Below are 14,517 nucleotides of genomic sequence, written 5' to 3'. Positions count from 1 at the left end.
CTCTCTCTCAGGCGCCGAAGCACCACGCAAGAATGGCCTTCTGAGCGTGCAGCCTGTTTTCGGCTTCGTCGAAAATAACGGACTGCGGCCCTTCCAGCACCTCCTCCGTCACTTCATGCCCGCGATAAGCCGGCAGGCAATGCATGAAGATCGCGGTCTTCTGCGCCTTGTTCATCAGCTTCTGGTCGACGGCATACGGCGCCAGCATTTTCTTGCGTTTGGCAGCGTCCGACTGGCCCATCGAAACCCAGGTGTCCGTCACCACGCAATCGGCGCCCTTGACCGCCCGCTCCGGATCGGTGCCGATCTCGACGTCACCCTTTTCGCGAATGACCCACGCGACGGCCTCATCCTCGGGGAACAGCGCTTTCGGACACGCCAGCCGAAGCGTGAAGCCGAAGCGCACCGCCGCATGCATCCACGACACGGCGACATTGTTGCCGTCACCGACCCAGGCGACCGTCTTGCCCCTGATCGGACCCAAATGCTCTTCGAACGTCTGGATGTCGGCCATCACCTGGCATGGATGGCTTTTCTCGGTCAGCCCATTGATGACCGGTATAGTCGCGTATTTCGCGAGTTCCACCAGCGTCGCATGCGCGTTGGCGCGGATCATGATGCCGTCGACATAACGCGACAGCACGCGAGCCGTGTCGGCGACCGACTCCCCGCGCCCGAGCTGCAGATCCATATGATTGAGCACGATACCGCTGCCGCCGAGCTGGCGCATCGCCACGTCGAACGAAACGCGCGTCCGCGTCGACGGCTTTTCGAAGATCATCGCCAGCACGAGGTCTTCGATGCCCTTCGGCCGCAGATCTTTCGGGACGCGCTTGCCCGCTTTCTTCATCGCGTGCGCTGCATCGATGATCCGCCGCAGCGTCTTGCTGTCGAGATCTGAAATGTCGAGGAAATGCCGGATCGGCTTTTTAGAGGTCATGAATTGCGGAGCTTTCTCCAGCTCTTGGATTGCGCTGGACATCAGGATGTTTCACGAGCGACGCGGCCGAGCGCGCGCGAAAGAGCAAGCAACCCATCGGAAATGTCCTGATCGGTCGCGATGAGGGGCGGCAGCACGCGCACGCAATTGTCCCCGGCGCCGACGAGCAGAAGCTTCTCGGCGTTGGCAGCCTTCACGACTTGCGGCGGCGTCACGTGCGGCTTGAGCTTTAAACCCATCAACAGGCCCGCACCGCGAACCTCTTCGATCAGGTCCACATGCTGGTCTTTCAGGCCTTCGAGCCCTTGCTTCAAACGCAGCGTCCTGTCTCGGACGGCTTCGAGGAAGGCAGGCTCGGAAATGATGTCGATCACCGTCGAGGCGACCGCCATGCCGAGCGGATTGCCTCCGAACGTCGAACCGTGCGTGCCGGGCGTCATCCCCTTCGCGGCCTCCGCCGTCGCCAACACCGCACCAACCGGAAATCCGCCGCCGAACCCTTTCGCGATCGCCATGACGTCAGGCGTGATGCCCGCCCACTCGTGCGCGAACAGCTTGCCCGTGCGGCCCATGCCGGTCTGCACTTCGTCGAGCACCAGCAAAAGCCCGTGCTTGTCGCAAAGCCCGCGAATGGCCTGAAGGAATTCGGTTGTGGCCGGCCGAACGCCGCCTTCGCCCTGGATCGGCTCCAGCATGATCGCCGCCGTCTCCGGCCCGATCGCGGCTTCCACCGCTTTGAGATCGCCGAGATCGACGTGATCGAAGCCCCCGGCCGTCGGCCCGAAGCCTTCGAGATATTTCTCGTTTCCGGCAGCCGCGAGCGTTGCCAGCGTCCGCCCATGGAAGGCGCCCCGGAACGCGATGATGCGCTGCCGCTCCGGCTGGCCCGAGACATAATGATAGCGCCGCGCCACCTTGATCGCGCCCTCGCAGGCTTCCGCGCCGGAATTGCAGAAGAAAACCTTGTCGGCGAAGGTCAGCCGCGTCAGCTTTTCGGCGACCGTCTCCTGGCCCTCGACCCTATAAAGGTTGGAGGTGTGCCAGAGCTTCTCGGCCTGTGCCTTGAGAGCCGCCACGAGTTGCGGATGCGCATGCCCGAGCGCATTGACCGCGACGCCTGAGCCGAAATCCAGATAGCGTTCGCCCGTCTCGGCGGTCAGCCAGCATCCCTCGCCGCGGATGAAGACGATATCCTGGCGCGCGTACGTGCCCATCACGGCCGGCGACGGCCCATCTGTGTCCGAAGCGCTACGGGGAGCTTTCCCCAGCGCAGCAGGGGACGATGCCATGGTGCGTGGATAACCCTGAGCAGAAAATCAAAAAGCCGCCCAAATCCGGCGGCTCGATCACAACCCCTGATACCTGCTCGGGGCTTTGCTGTCAATAAAAGCTCTGCCTTCTCGCCGCCAGGAGGGTCTTGAGCGTGCCCGCCAGAAGCCTATGGTTGAATCCCGCCTCGCTATGCACCGAAAAACGACATATCCCCCGGCGCGAATCGTCTGTGGCCTCCTCGCCACTTTTCCCTGTCAATAGCCGATATATGAAAGCTCTGCCTTGTAGGCGGGATTCAGCATGTTGTAATCTTCCCTCGTCAGGCCACGAGATATGGCGGCGCCAGCCGCTTTTTCATCGGTTGTGTATCGGCTTAGACCGCGCCTGGGCTACCCGCTTGTTAGCGGCGGCCCGCGTCAATAGCGCGTATCTGTTCTGCGTCTTCTCAAGTTTTTTGCGTTCGTAACCGGTTTGGGACCGTCGTCCTTCGCCGCGCGTCGCGTTCATTCACGCGCGCTTGGCAGGGGCACGCTCGCTTTCGGCCGGAGTAATCGCGGGCACCGGGGGGTGTTCCGCCGCAGATGCGGCTCGAGAGGGAGCAACGGACGCATGTCTTGGACTGATGAGCGCGTGGACCTTTTGAAGAGACTCTGGTCCGAGGGACTGAGCGCCAGCCAGATCGCCGGACGGCTTGGTAGCGTGACACGCAACGCTGTCATCGGCAAAGTTCACCGGCTCGGACTTTCCGGCCGAGCCACCACTTCGCGAATGAAGTCGCATCGCCCACGCACGCGCCTTGCCAACGTCAAGCGGCCTGTGAAGCCGCGCTTCGCGCAAAGCGGCAATCCCGCTGTTCGCGCCCTTTACGTAGACGCCGAAGCTTACGTGGCGCCTGCGGAGGAAATCGAAATTCCGCTCGCCGAGCGCAAATCCATCCAGACGCTCAGCGAATGCAGCTGCCGCTGGCCGATCGGCGACCCGCAGACGCCTGAGTTCCATTTCTGCGGCCGGACCAAGGTTCCGCTGCTGCCCTATTGCGAAGTCCATGCCCGCCGCGCCTTCCAGCCGGTCGCCCCGCGTCGCCGCGAGCGTACCGATGCCGAAACGCCGGTTGTGGCAAGTCTTCCTGCCCCTGCGATCGCCGGCTCAGACCCCAAGCGCAGGCCATAACGCCATCACCGCTGGTCGGCTGGGGGGCAGGGCCAGTGGAAGAAGAGGAAAGCCAGCAGCCGCGGGGGTGGCTGCTGGCTTTCCCATTTCTTGATCCCCCGTTGACCTTCGGCAGCACGAATTGATCGCCCGGGCACCGCGCGTGCTACGCTCCGGGCGTTCCGTCGCGACGTGCTGGAGATGGCGAATGTCCAAAGGCAAGAACAAGGATAAGAAGCGCGAACGTGCCGAAGCCGAGCTATTGCCGGACGACGCCGCCACCGCGATTTCCGCCAATCAAACCCGGGACAGCGACGAAGCGCCGGGCCACACGCTCGATCTGCCGAAAGATTTCTCGCTTTCCGACCCGAAGCTGCCGAAAGCGATCGAAGACGCCGCCATGCGCTCTGGTAGCTATCCCTACGACAAGCGCATGAAGCGCGAGGAATACGACGAGCAGTTGCTCGCCCTCCAGATCGAGCTGATGAAGCTGCAGAAATACAATCTCAAGGTCGGCAATCGCATCCTCTGCCTCTACGAAGGCCGTGACGGCTCCGGCAAAGGATCGTGCATCAAGGCCTTCAACGAGCACATGAACCCGCGCAACACGCGCACCGTCGCCCTGCCCAAGCCCACCGAAACCGAGCGCGGGCAGCTTTATTTTCAGCGCTACGCCGTGCATCTGCCGACCGCCGGCGAAGTCGTGCTCTTCGACCGCTCATGGTACAACCGAGCCGGCGTCGAACGCGTGATGGGCTTCTGCACCGAAGACCAGCTCGCCGTTTTTTTGCGCGAAGCCCCGGAGTTCGAGGGCTTGCTGGTCCGCGACGGCATCAAACTGTTCAAATTCTATCTGACCATCGGCCGCGAAATGCAGCTCGTGCGTTTTCACGAGCGCGCGCAGGATCCTTTGAAGCAGTGGAAGCTGTCGCCGGTCGATATGGCCGCCCTCAGCCGCTACGACGACTACACGCACGCCGAAGTCGAGATGTTTCGCTTCACGCACACCGCGATCGCCCCGTGGATCGTCATTCGCGCCAACGACCAGCGCCGGGCGCGTATCGAAACCATTCGCCACGTCTTGCTTTCGATTGAATACGAAGGCCGCGACCTCGATGCCATCGGCTCGCACGATCCGCGGATCATCGGCTCCGGTCCCGAATTCTTTCACCCCCACGTCGCCCAACCGCGCAGCTGACGAACAGGACCCAAATGTTTCGTCATCCGGCGCAGGCCGGGATCCAGCCAATTATTAACATACGATTTGCTGAAATTTGCCTGGGTGCCGACCTCCATCGGCATGACGGGGTTGGCGGACGAATACGGGCGAATATTACATTCGATCGGCGAGAACGGATGGTTCTAACCGACTACCGCACCAGCAGGATCGGCGCGCGCGCGACGATCGATGCCCGCGACAGCTCGCGGCCGTCCGCGATGGCCGAACCGCCGAACACGGCGACGACGAGGCTCGGCTTTAACCGCGCGACATGTCCGGTCAGCGCTTCCGGCACGCCGAAGGTCGGGCCGACATCCTCGAACACGACAGGGATGTGAATCTCCGACGCCAGCAGGCGCGACTGCGCCTCGATCTCGGCGTAGTCCTCCGCCGTATCGGCCGCGATCACGACGTGCACCGGACCGCGCGGACCCGAAAGCCGCTCGGCGGCCCTGAGCATCGATATCAACCGCTCTGTGTCTTCGGCGATCACGACGACACGCGCTTGCTTCGAGCGCTGGTGCCCGCAAAGCAGAAAGCCGGTCGCGCCGCCGACATTGGCAAGCAACGTACCGACGACGAAGTCGCCCCCCGACACCGGCAGGCGCGTCAGCGCCACGATGTTCCAAGGCCCGCGTTCGACGCACATTTCCGAGATGCGATCGACGGCATCGCCCGCCGCCAGTGTGTGCCGCACCTTGACGCCGTGCGCGGCTCCGACATCTTCGACGGCTCGGCGGCAACGTGACACCAGAAGCTCGAACCGTCTGTCGTAAGCAGCGACGTCCCGATGCGTGGCGAACCCGGATGATCCGATGACTCGGATCGGCACATCGCCGACAAGGTCGCTGCTCGCATCGGCGACCACCACCGTCTCGATCTCGGCACCATAAGCGGCGGCGAGGCGAACAGGTGCCTCCAAGCGCGCGGCAGGATAGTCGGCCTCGGGATCGAGCCAGAGCACGACGCGCCCGCTCAATTCCGATGCTTCCGCCACATGTGCGATCATGGCTTGTCGCCGTCGGCCCTGAGAGCGATCGCGGCATTCAAGTCGGCAACCCGGATCTGCGATGCCGAATGGTCGGCGGCAACGGCATCGGCCCGTTGCAGCAGATGCAGAAGTGGAATTCCGGCAAGCGACACGCGCCCGCCGCCGCGCCGGACCGCATCCTTGTAGATCAGAGGCCCGACCGCCGAATTGATCGGCCGAAGTCCGTGCTCGACCGCCAGCCGCGCCGCGCCTTTGGCGAAATCATCTTCGCTGAGTTCCGACATCGGGATCGTTTCGGCGAGCTTGGCGACGTGTGGGAAATAGCGCATGACGCCGGGTTCGATGGCTTCGAGCTTCGACCAGGATTGCGCATCCGCGACGATGACGACGGTCGCCGCAAACGGAATGGAATCGACCTTGATGCCGACGCCCGGCGCGCTGATCGGCGCGATCTGTTTGCTCCGGATCGCGGCGCTGATCGCAAGCCAAGCCGACGGATCGGCTGCAAGACGCCACGCTTCGATGATCACGATTCCAGACCCGGCACGCATCAGGTGCCCGGGAAGAACGACAGGAAGTCCCAGCGCGTCGCGGCTGATTTCGCCCAGAAGATCGCTTGCCGTCGCCTGCCGCGCGATCACGACCTTGCTCGGCCCCGTCGGATCGGTCAGGTGAACGTCCTCGCAATCGAGGAAAATCACAGGCTCGAAAATCTCCGATCCTGCGTGACGGGTGGCCGCCGACAAGAACGCTTCTTCGACGGCATCGAGCGCCGCCCCGATCGAAACTCCGTCCGCATAGGCCCGGCGCACTGCTGTAAGCCCCGGCCGCAACGCCCGCAACGCCGCCTGCCGAATGAGCGCATCGTGCTTTTCGCTCGCTTCGAACTCTGCATCCGGAAGCTTGGCGACGACCGATTGCAGCTCGTCCTCGAGCACGGTGATCTTGGCTTCGACGTTGCGCTTCAAAGCTTCCGGCAACGCCCGGAACACATCGGATCGGACAACCCGGCCCTCGTGCATCGGCGCCAGCACGTAACCGTCGAGCGATTTCACGACGGCGATGTTCTGCGCTTCGGCGCGGCGCCGGATGGGCTCGACCGCCCGTTCGCTGCGATAGCGCAAGTCTTCCTCGAGCAAATCGAGGCTGATCCGATGTTCTTCGCTTTTGAGATATCTCCCGAACGCCGCCCGCGCTTTATCGAGCGCGATCCGAACGTCACGGCGGAAGCGTGGACCTTCTCCCGGCGGCAGCGTGAAGCCCTTGGCGCGCGAAGGCGCACCGGGATCGACGATATGGATCCAGTCGGCGGCCGGCGCACGATCGACTTCGCTGCCGAGCGCTTCCGCCAATTCGACCCGGCCGCTGCCGGGCTCGCCCATGATCAACAGATGCTCGCCGCGCCCGGCGACAAGCGCCGCCCTGATCTTTCCGATCGCGCGTTTCTGACCGAAGAACTGCGCCTGCTCGACAGGCCCGACCTGCGCCGAATCCTTCGCCGGTTTCTCTTTGACGTCGCGGCGATCTCCGACGATCGCCACGTCCGCCAGACGATCTGCAAGCCAACTCGTCACGAGCGTCACCACGTTGGTTGATGCTTCGGTCTCGACCTTCTCGTCAGTCGCCGCATCGGCCTCGGCCGGCTGCGCAGTGATCGGCGGAGGCGTTTCCGCATCCGTTGCAGTTGGGACCTCGGCCTTCTTCTCCGATCGTGTACGCCAGAAGACCATTCGCACGCTCTCCCCCCTGGAGCCATAACCCCTTCGAACGACATCGCCGGCAACAAAACCGCCGCCCCTGCTGCCAGCTTGTCCGCAACTGTCGCATGGTCATAATGGCGGCACCATGACCGACGGCCCCTCTTCCTCAACGAATCCTTTCCCTCCGCCCCAGACCGCGGATCGAGCCCGGGATTATGAGTGCGCGCGGGCGATTTTGCGTGGAACGCAGCGCCTTCTCCGCACCCTCGACTTCGAAAGCCTGAGCGAGATCACGTTGGGAAATGGTCGCCGCGCTGACATCCTGGCGCTGGCGCGCAACGGCGACATTTGGATCGTCGAGATCAAATCGTGCGTTGCCGATTTCCGCGCCGATCTGAAGTGGCCGGAGTACCGCGAGTACTGCGACGCGCTACTGTTTGTGGTATCGCCGGAATTTCCCGCCGAGATACTTCCCGAGGACGCCGGCTTGATCCTCGCCGACGCCTATGCGGGCGAGATCGTGCGTCCGCCGCCGCGCCATCCGATCAGCGCCGCACGGCGCAAGGCATTAACCTTATCGATCGCGCGCACGGCGGCGATGCGTCTGCATGCGCAGATCGACCCGGGCCTCGTGATCGAATGATCGTCCGACAAAAATGGCGGCGCGCTTACTTCGGCGCGCGCTTCGCCAGAATGCGTTGCAACGTACGACGATGCATGTTGAGCCGCCGCGCCGTCTCCGACACGTTGCGATTGCAAAGCTCATAGACGCGCTGAATATGTTCCCAGCGCACGCGATCGGCCGACATCGGGTTTTCCGGCGGCGGCGCTTTGGAATCGCTCGGCGCGAGAAGCGCGTCAGTTACGTCGTCGGCATCGGCAGGCTTCGCGAGATAATCGACCGCGCCGAGCTTTACGGCCGTAACCGCGGTCGCGATATTGCCGTAGCCCGTCAGCACGATCGCACGTGAATCCGGACGAACCTTGGCGAGTTCCGCGATCACGTCGAGCCCCGAGCCGTCCTCGAGGCGCATGTCGACCACGGCGAATGCCGGCGCCTTCTCGCGGATCAAATCGACACCTTCCGCAACCGAATGGCCAAAGCGCACTTCGAAGCCGCGAAGCTCCATGGCGCGCGCCAGACGCTGCAGGAAAGACCGGTCGTCGTCGATGATGACCAACGAGCGGTCGGCGGGCAGTTCATCCTGCTTGAAAGACAGGTCTTCGGTAACCAAGGGAGCCTCCCGCATCACGGTTTATCCGTCTGCTTTTTACATGACAGGCTATAATCTAGTGCGGCCTAAAGGGCTGCAACCCCTTAAGCAAGCGAAAACCGACCCAAAAGGTTACTTGAGGAGCAACAGAAGATAGAGCTTTCGCGAAAAATTGCCAGCCTAGGCAACGTTCAGGGGCATACCACGCCGGCCGGGCCAGTTAAAAGCCCCCGGCGGCAGCTCAAACGCCGTTCTCGGCCATGAAATCTGGACGTTAGCACCGTGCCGCGGCGGCGAGAGGTTGGAAAACGACACCGTCGCCCCCGACCGTTCGAGCAGGGTCTTGGCGATGAAGAGACCGAGCCCGAGCCCGGAATGGCCGCTATCGCCCTTATCCTCGTAGCGCCGCGAAGTGACATAGGGCTCACCGATGCTGTCCATCATTTCCGGCGCAAACCCCGGACCGTCATCGGTAATCGTGAAAAACACGTGCGACCCGTTCCACCGCGCCGAGACTTGTACCTCCGACTTCGCGAAGCTCACTGCATTCTCGATCAGGTTGCCGAGACCATAGATGACGCCGGGCCGCCTGTGCGCCACCGGCTCGATCCGGACTTCGTCGTCGAGCCCTGGCAGCGGATTGGCCGAAATAATGATACGCTTGCCGGACGATCGGTGCGCCGCCGTCGCTTCTTCGAGCAACTCGACGATCGTCAGGCTCGCGTGCATCGGATCTTGCTCGTCGGGCTTGCGCGTCAGTTTCTGCAGGATCTCACGGCATCGCCGGGCCTGGCTGTGCAGCAGCTGAAGATCTTCCTGATAGGGGCTGTTTTTACCGAGTTCGTACTCTAACTCCTTCGAAACGAGCACGATCGTAGACAACGGCGTGCCGAGTTCATGCGCCGCCGCCGCCGCAAGCCCGTCGAGCGCGTGCAGGCGCTGTTCGCTCGCCAGCACCATATCTGTTGCCGCCAGCGCCGCCGACATCTGCCGCGACTCCTTATTGAGCCGCCACGTGAAGAACGCCATGAAGGCCATCGACGAAATCAGCGCGAACAGCGCGCCGATCTGATAATCGCGCGGCAGCTCGAAGCCACGGCCCTGATCCTGATGCCAGGGCAGCGGATAGTGATGACCGATGAGCAGCGTCCCCGCGACGATCACCATGCAGCCGAGAAAAATAGTATACCGAGGCGGCAGCGTCGCCGACGCGACCGTGATCGGCGCGACCAGCAAGACTGCAAAAGGATTCTGGATGCCGCCTGTCAGATACAAAAGACCGGCGAGCTGCAAAACGTCGTACATCAACAGCGCGAACGCGAACGGAATCGAAAGCCGGTGCCGCGCGGGAAAGCGAATGGATAAGAAAACATTGAGCCACGCCGACATCGCGATGAGGACGAGACATCCGCCGATGTTCAGCGGAAAACCGTAGATCAGCGTTACGACCGCGATCGCCGCGAGCTGGCCCAGAACAGCCGCCCATCTGAGCCGCACGCTCGTGATCAGCCGCAGCTGGCTTTCGCGCTCGTTGACAATGCCTTTTAGAAGCGGCAGGCCATTCATTGACGTGCTCATGAACGAAGGATCCAGTTTCGAATGTCGTGACTTCAGGTCGCACGGCCGCCGCGATTACACTCGCGCTAAGATCGCAGCTGCAAGATGTTTAGCACCGCCAGAATTGCGGTAGTACCCCACGTAAGGGTCACCCCGCTTGCCCGGATCGGGCTCGGCCCGTCGTGAACCCACAAAGGCCCCGCGAACAGTATCCGACCGACGATGAGCGCAATGCCGGAAGCGTGCAGTACCATTTTTTCGCCGCCGTCGATCTCGTAAAGAGCCATGAGCAGCGCACACAAGGGGATGTTCTCGACGGTATTGCCGTGTATTCGGACCATGCGCCGCAATACGTTCTGGCCGCCGTCGCCGATCATCACACCATATCTGAAACGATAAATCGTAACATTGATGCCCATCGCAACGACAATGAGAGCCAAGATGCCGGTGTATAAAGCGGTGATCGCTACGGACATGTCGAAACCTTTGCTCGGTGATAGCAGCCGCCGCAGAGCGTCAGCCGCTGACGCGCGTGCATCCGCACCGGAAAACATTTCTAGCCAATGCCACTCGGAGACATCAAGGTTATAAATCGCACGATGATAGCGCTCGCGTTCGCCGGCCTCCTGACGGGCGCCGCATTTGGATTCCTGGCGCTCAAAAATTCGAGCCCGCCGGGCGAGGGCCAGGTTATCGTCACGGACCGGCCCGCGGTCGGCGGACCCTTCAGCCTGATCGACAACACCGGCAAGCGCGTCACCGACAAAGACTATCTCGGGCATTACATGCTCGTGTTCTTCGGTTACACGAACTGCCCGGACATCTGCCCGGCCGGCCTTCAGATCATGTCGGCGGCGCTCGACAAGCTCGGCAAACGCGCTGACGACATCGTACCGATCTTCATTACGCTCGATCCTGCGCGCGATACGCAGGAGAAGATGGCGACTTACGTCAAAGCATTCAGCCCGAAGTTGGTTGGGTTGACGGGAAGTGAAAGCGACATCGCTGCAACAGCGAAGGCGTATCGCGTTTACTATCAGAAAGTTTCTGACGATAATGATCCCAAGAACTACACCGTCGACCACTCCGCGATCTTCTATCTGATGGGAAAGGATGGAAAATTGCTGGCGCCAATACCGCATACGAACGATGTTGATCAGCTCGTGTCAGCGCTCGATCGAGCACTTTCGTAGTGTACACGCGTCGATTCGCTCCTGAGACCTGCGCGCCACACCTTCACACGCCGGAACTTCTCCATGACTTTGCAACTGGAGCGACGACACGAACCTTGATAGGTCATTTTCGTGCTGTATTGATCGAGCAAACGCGAGCAGCACTTCGTTGCATCAGTTGGATGCGCGTCGGCTTTTGGGGGCAGAGCGCATGAGCATCATAAACGGACGGCGCGCCATCGACTTGAGTTCCAAAACGCGATCCGTTCGCCTTGAAGACATCGGCGCCCAACTTGAAGTGCGCCGCCATCCCGGCGCGCGCCGCCTGACGCTGCGCGTGAGCCGCACGCGCCGCGCGGTCATCGTGACGCTGCCGCTCCAATGCGATCTCGACGAGGCAGGCAGCTTTCTCAATCGCCACATCGATTGGGTCCGCGCCCGCCTCGACAGCTTGCCGAACCACGTCCCGTTCGAAGATGCCGCAGCCATGCCCCTGAGAGGCATTCCCCACACGATCGTTTTCTCTGGCAACACGCGCTCGCGCTCGATCGCGATCGATCAGCGTGTCTCGCGCCCGTCGATCGTCGTTCCCGGCGAACAGCACCTCGCCGCCAATCGCCTGACGCGATGGCTGTTCGAAGAGGCGAAGCGCGATTTGATCGCGAGCGTCGAAAGACATTCGCGGCCCCTATCACTTCAGCCCAAGCGCATCGCGGTCCGCGATCAGACCAGCCGCTGGGGTTCTTGCTCGACGACAGGCGCGCTATCGTTCTCGTGGCGCCTCGTGCTCGCGCCGTCGTTCGTGCTCGATTACGTCGCCGCACACGAAGTCGCCCATCTGATCGAAATGAATCACGGTCCGCGCTTCTGGGCGCTCGTCAAAAAGATCTGCCCCGATTTCGAAACCGCCAAGCAGTGGCTGCAGGTGCTCGGGCCTGATCTTCATCGCTACGGTCCCGCGCACGGCCGCGGACACTGACCGGCGTATCACCACCAGCTGCTGAACGGCAGGACCCCGCTTTGAGCCGTCGAAGCATCCGGCGCTGAAACACCGGCCGACGGCTTGCCGTTCTCTCCCTGCGTCGTCGCAATCGCCTTCGCTATGAAATCCTCTCCGATGCTGTTTGCCGGATGGGATTCGCGCGGCGGCGGCGACCCTGAGGCATCCGCAGAATAGCGCATCGGCTCGTCTACAGGCGTCTGTCCGGCGCGGGCTTCGACGACACGCGGCAGATGATTGGCGAGAGCGCCCCACATCGCGACTTCCGCATTCGGATCCGCAACCGTCGTTCCCGGCAATAACAGAGGCGGCAATCCTTCATGCGCGGCATGCATCACTTGCCGCCAAATTTCCGCCGGAAGACTGCCGCCCGTCGCACGGTTCATCGGCTTGCCGTTGTCGTTGCCGACCCAGACGCCAGCGGTCAGCTGCGCCGTGTAACCCATGAACCAGGCATCGCGGAAATCCTGCGTCGTACCCGTCTTGCCGGCAACTGGTCGATCCGAGAGCGCCGCGCGCCGTCCCGTTCCGTAATCGACGGCCGCATTGAGGATGTCGTTCAGCGCGCCAATCCGAGCTGCCTCCGGTATCGGCGCGCTGTTTGCTGGCGCTTGATACTGATAGAGAACCCTGCCGCTGCCTGTCGTGATCCGCGTGATGACGTGCGGCGACACAACGTGCCCGCCGTTCGAGAACGCCGCGTAAGCGCCTGCCATTTCGAGCAGCGTCACTTCCGACGTGCCAAGCGCCAGCGACGGGCCATCGTGCAAATCGGACTTGATGCCGAGCCGCTGCGCGAGATCGGCTGCCGTGCCGTGCCCGATATCCTGGTTGAGCCGCACCGCGACCGTGTTGATTGATTGCGCGATGGCGCGCCGCATCGGGATAGGCCCGGCATATTGCCCGTTATCGTTCTTCGGCGACCACCCGCCGATGGTGATCGGCGCATCATCGATGATCGTATCCGGCGTCATGCCCTTGTTCAGCGCCGCAAGATAGATGATCGGTTTGAAGGCTGATCCGGGTTGGCGTTTGCCCTTGATCACCCGATTGAACTGGCTTTCCGCATAATCTTTCCCGCCGACCATCGCCCGCACGCCGCCGCTGCCATCGAGCACCGTCACGGCGGCCTGGCTCGCGCCGAGCGCCTCACCGCGCTTCTCGATCGTGTCTGCGACGATGTCCTGCGCGCGGCGTTGCAAATCCTTGTCGACGGTCGTCTCGATAATAAGATCGCCCTGCTGGTCGTCTCCGATCGCCGAGGGCAGCTGATCGAGCACATAATCGATGACATAACCGGCGTCCGCCGCCGTCTTTTCGACCTTCTGCTCGTTGAACACCAGCGTCTGTGCCAGCGCCTGGGTTTCCTGTCCCTCCGAGATGAAGCCCGCTTCGAACATCTTCGTCAGGACGACGCGCGCCCGCGCCCGCGCCGCGCCGGGGTTAGCGGCCGGCGAATATTTCGACGGCGCCTTGAGCAGTCCCGCGATCAGCGCCGCCTCCGGTATCGTCAGCTCGCTCGCCGGCTTGTTGAAATAACGTTCGCTTGCAGCGCCGACGCCATAGGCGCCGCCGCCGAAATAGACCTGGTTCAGATAGAGCTCGAGAATTTCCGGTTTCGTCAGCCGGATTTCGAGCCACAGCGCCAGTCCCAGTTCCGCGATCTTGCGCGACAGCGTTCTGTCCTGCGTCAGAAACAGGTTTTTCGCGAGCTGCTGCGTCAGCGTCGATCCGCCTTGCGCGAAACGCCCCGCCCTCAAGTTCGCGAACATCGCGCGGATCATGCCCGCCGGATCGACCCCATAGTGATCGAAGAAACGACGGTCTTCAGTTGCAACCACGGCCGCGGGGAGCGCTTTCGCCATTTTGTCGAGCGGGACATAATCGTGTGGCGCGCCGCGCTCGGCGAGCGCCGATCCATCGCGGGCCAGAATACGGATCAGTGGTGTGTGAGCCGAGTTTTTGAGCGCCAGCGGATCGGGAAAAGCGACCGTGTAATAGACCATCATAACCGCGAAGGTCAGCATCGTGATGCCGGCGCCCACTGCGCCTGCGCCAATCGCAACGCGATACTTCCATTTCAGTCTCTGAAAACGCCCGAGCTTAGGCGCCTGCGCCGTCTGCGATTTCGGAACGTCATTCGCAGCCGTCTCGCTTGCGCTGAAGGCCTGCGAAGCGACGGACTGAAATGATGCCGGAAGCGTCTGCGTCGGTGCATCTGCACGCTTGCGGCCAGGACCAAAGATCGTCCTCCAAACCAGCCACAACGCAAAGCGCAAAGCCGCAGCAATGGCGCGCAACAC

General features: G+C 62.4%; 13 protein-coding genes. 5 read left to right on the top strand and 8 right to left on the bottom strand.

The genetic code is table 11. The annotated features are described in order from the left end of the window. Positions 1-7: 7 nt before the first annotated feature. Together argF and QM780_RS16960 are read right to left on the bottom strand one after the other, a co-directional pair. Positions 8-982, bottom strand: coding sequence for an ornithine carbamoyltransferase (argF, locus tag QM780_RS16965; RefSeq protein WP_415071608.1), 975 nt, complete (start codon positions 980-982; stop codon positions 8-10). Further along, complete coding sequence (locus QM780_RS16960) at positions 982-2,154, bottom strand: aspartate aminotransferase family protein (RefSeq protein WP_415072072.1); 1,173 nt, start codon at positions 2,152-2,154, stop codon at positions 982-984. The genes argF and QM780_RS16960 overlap by 1 nt, the downstream gene beginning before the upstream one ends. Before the next feature lie 667 nt (positions 2,155-2,821). Here QM780_RS16960 and QM780_RS16955 point away from each other — a divergent pair. Next, complete coding sequence (locus tag QM780_RS16955; RefSeq protein WP_415071607.1) at positions 2,822-3,382, top strand: GcrA family cell cycle regulator; 561 nt, start codon at positions 2,822-2,824, stop codon at positions 3,380-3,382. 187 nt (positions 3,383-3,569) lie between these two features. Next, a complete protein-coding gene (ppk2, locus tag QM780_RS16950) occupies positions 3,570-4,559 on the top strand; it encodes a polyphosphate kinase 2 (RefSeq protein ID WP_415071606.1) in 990 nt (329 codons plus the stop codon). A 172-nt stretch (positions 4,560-4,731) separates the two neighbouring features. Here ppk2 and QM780_RS16945 read toward each other — a convergent pair whose 3' ends face one another. Together QM780_RS16945 and QM780_RS16940 are read right to left on the bottom strand one after the other, a co-directional pair. Continuing rightward, positions 4,732-5,589, bottom strand: a complete 858-nt coding sequence (locus tag QM780_RS16945; protein WP_415071605.1) for a hypothetical protein — start codon at positions 5,587-5,589, stop codon at positions 4,732-4,734. Continuing rightward, on the bottom strand, positions 5,586-7,301 hold the full coding sequence (locus tag QM780_RS16940) for an AAA family ATPase (protein WP_415071604.1): 1,716 nt from the start codon (positions 7,299-7,301) through the stop codon (positions 5,586-5,588). The genes QM780_RS16945 and QM780_RS16940 overlap by 4 nt, the downstream gene beginning before the upstream one ends. 115 nt (positions 7,302-7,416) lie before the next feature. On the opposite strand from QM780_RS16940, the gene QM780_RS16935 reads away from it, so the two are divergent. Continuing rightward, the gene (locus tag QM780_RS16935) at positions 7,417-7,914 is read left to right on the top strand and encodes an MmcB family DNA repair protein (protein ID WP_415071603.1); all 498 of its coding nucleotides are present in this window, start codon (positions 7,417-7,419) and stop codon (positions 7,912-7,914) included. 25 nt (positions 7,915-7,939) lie between these two features. Here the strand turns inward: QM780_RS16935 and QM780_RS16930 are convergent, their stop codons facing one another. The 3 genes from QM780_RS16930 to QM780_RS16920 form a co-directional block, all read right to left on the bottom strand. Continuing rightward, positions 7,940-8,521: an ActR/PrrA/RegA family redox response regulator transcription factor gene (locus tag QM780_RS16930; RefSeq protein WP_415071602.1), complete on the bottom strand. Its 582-nt coding sequence runs from the start codon at positions 8,519-8,521 to the stop codon at positions 7,940-7,942. A gap of 144 nt (positions 8,522-8,665) precedes the next feature. Then, the gene (locus tag QM780_RS16925; protein ID WP_415071601.1) at positions 8,666-10,063 is read right to left on the bottom strand and encodes an ActS/PrrB/RegB family redox-sensitive histidine kinase; all 1,398 of its coding nucleotides are present in this window, start codon (positions 10,061-10,063) and stop codon (positions 8,666-8,668) included. A gap of 65 nt (positions 10,064-10,128) precedes the next feature. Then, on the bottom strand, positions 10,129-10,518 hold the full coding sequence (locus tag QM780_RS16920) for an MAPEG family protein (protein WP_415071600.1): 390 nt from the start codon (positions 10,516-10,518) through the stop codon (positions 10,129-10,131). A gap of 87 nt (positions 10,519-10,605) precedes the next feature. Between QM780_RS16920 and QM780_RS16915 the strand changes: the two genes are divergently transcribed. Together QM780_RS16915 and QM780_RS16910 are read left to right on the top strand one after the other, a co-directional pair. After that, positions 10,606-11,235, top strand: a complete 630-nt coding sequence (locus tag QM780_RS16915) for an SCO family protein (RefSeq protein ID WP_415071599.1) — start codon at positions 10,606-10,608, stop codon at positions 11,233-11,235. Positions 11,236-11,425: 190 nt separating this feature from the next. After that, positions 11,426-12,193 carry a M48 family metallopeptidase gene (locus QM780_RS16910; RefSeq protein WP_415071598.1) on the top strand — a complete coding sequence of 256 codons (768 nt, stop codon included), beginning with the start codon at positions 11,426-11,428 and terminating at the stop codon, positions 12,191-12,193. 8 nt (positions 12,194-12,201) lie between these two features. Here QM780_RS16910 and QM780_RS16905 read toward each other — a convergent pair whose 3' ends face one another. Beyond that, on the bottom strand, positions 12,202-14,517 hold the full coding sequence (locus QM780_RS16905; protein ID WP_415071597.1) for a transglycosylase domain-containing protein: 2,316 nt from the start codon (positions 14,515-14,517) through the stop codon (positions 12,202-12,204).

The organism is Hyphomicrobium sp., assembly GCF_047600905.1.
Lineage (GTDB): Bacteria > Pseudomonadota > Alphaproteobacteria > Rhizobiales > Hyphomicrobiaceae > Hyphomicrobium_B.
Note: the sequence above shows the minus strand (reverse complement) of the source record. Positions and strands in the feature narration are given on the sequence as shown.

Coding starts and splice junctions, on each gene's coding strand:
- ppk2 (WP_415071606.1), top strand. CDS start 3,570: ATGTCCAAAGGCAAGAACAAGGATAAGAAGCGCGAACGTGCCGAAGCC.
- argF (WP_415071608.1), bottom strand. CDS start 982: ATGTCCAGCGCAATCCAAGAGCTGGAGAAAGCTCCGCAATTCATGACC.
- QM780_RS16910 (WP_415071598.1), top strand. CDS start 11,426: ATGAGCATCATAAACGGACGGCGCGCCATCGACTTGAGTTCCAAAACG.
- QM780_RS16940 (WP_415071604.1), bottom strand. CDS start 7,301: ATGGTCTTCTGGCGTACACGATCGGAGAAGAAGGCCGAGGTCCCAACT.
- QM780_RS16930 (WP_415071602.1), bottom strand. CDS start 8,521: ATGCGGGAGGCTCCCTTGGTTACCGAAGACCTGTCTTTCAAGCAGGAT.
- QM780_RS16915 (WP_415071599.1), top strand. CDS start 10,606: ATGCCACTCGGAGACATCAAGGTTATAAATCGCACGATGATAGCGCTC.
- QM780_RS16960 (WP_415072072.1), bottom strand. CDS start 2,154: ATGGGCACGTACGCGCGCCAGGATATCGTCTTCATCCGCGGCGAGGGA.
- QM780_RS16955 (WP_415071607.1), top strand. CDS start 2,822: ATGTCTTGGACTGATGAGCGCGTGGACCTTTTGAAGAGACTCTGGTCC.
- QM780_RS16935 (WP_415071603.1), top strand. CDS start 7,417: ATGACCGACGGCCCCTCTTCCTCAACGAATCCTTTCCCTCCGCCCCAG.
- QM780_RS16920 (WP_415071600.1), bottom strand. CDS start 10,518: ATGTCCGTAGCGATCACCGCTTTATACACCGGCATCTTGGCTCTCATT.
- QM780_RS16945 (WP_415071605.1), bottom strand. CDS start 5,589: ATGATCGCACATGTGGCGGAAGCATCGGAATTGAGCGGGCGCGTCGTG.
- QM780_RS16925 (WP_415071601.1), bottom strand. CDS start 10,063: ATGAGCACGTCAATGAATGGCCTGCCGCTTCTAAAAGGCATTGTCAAC.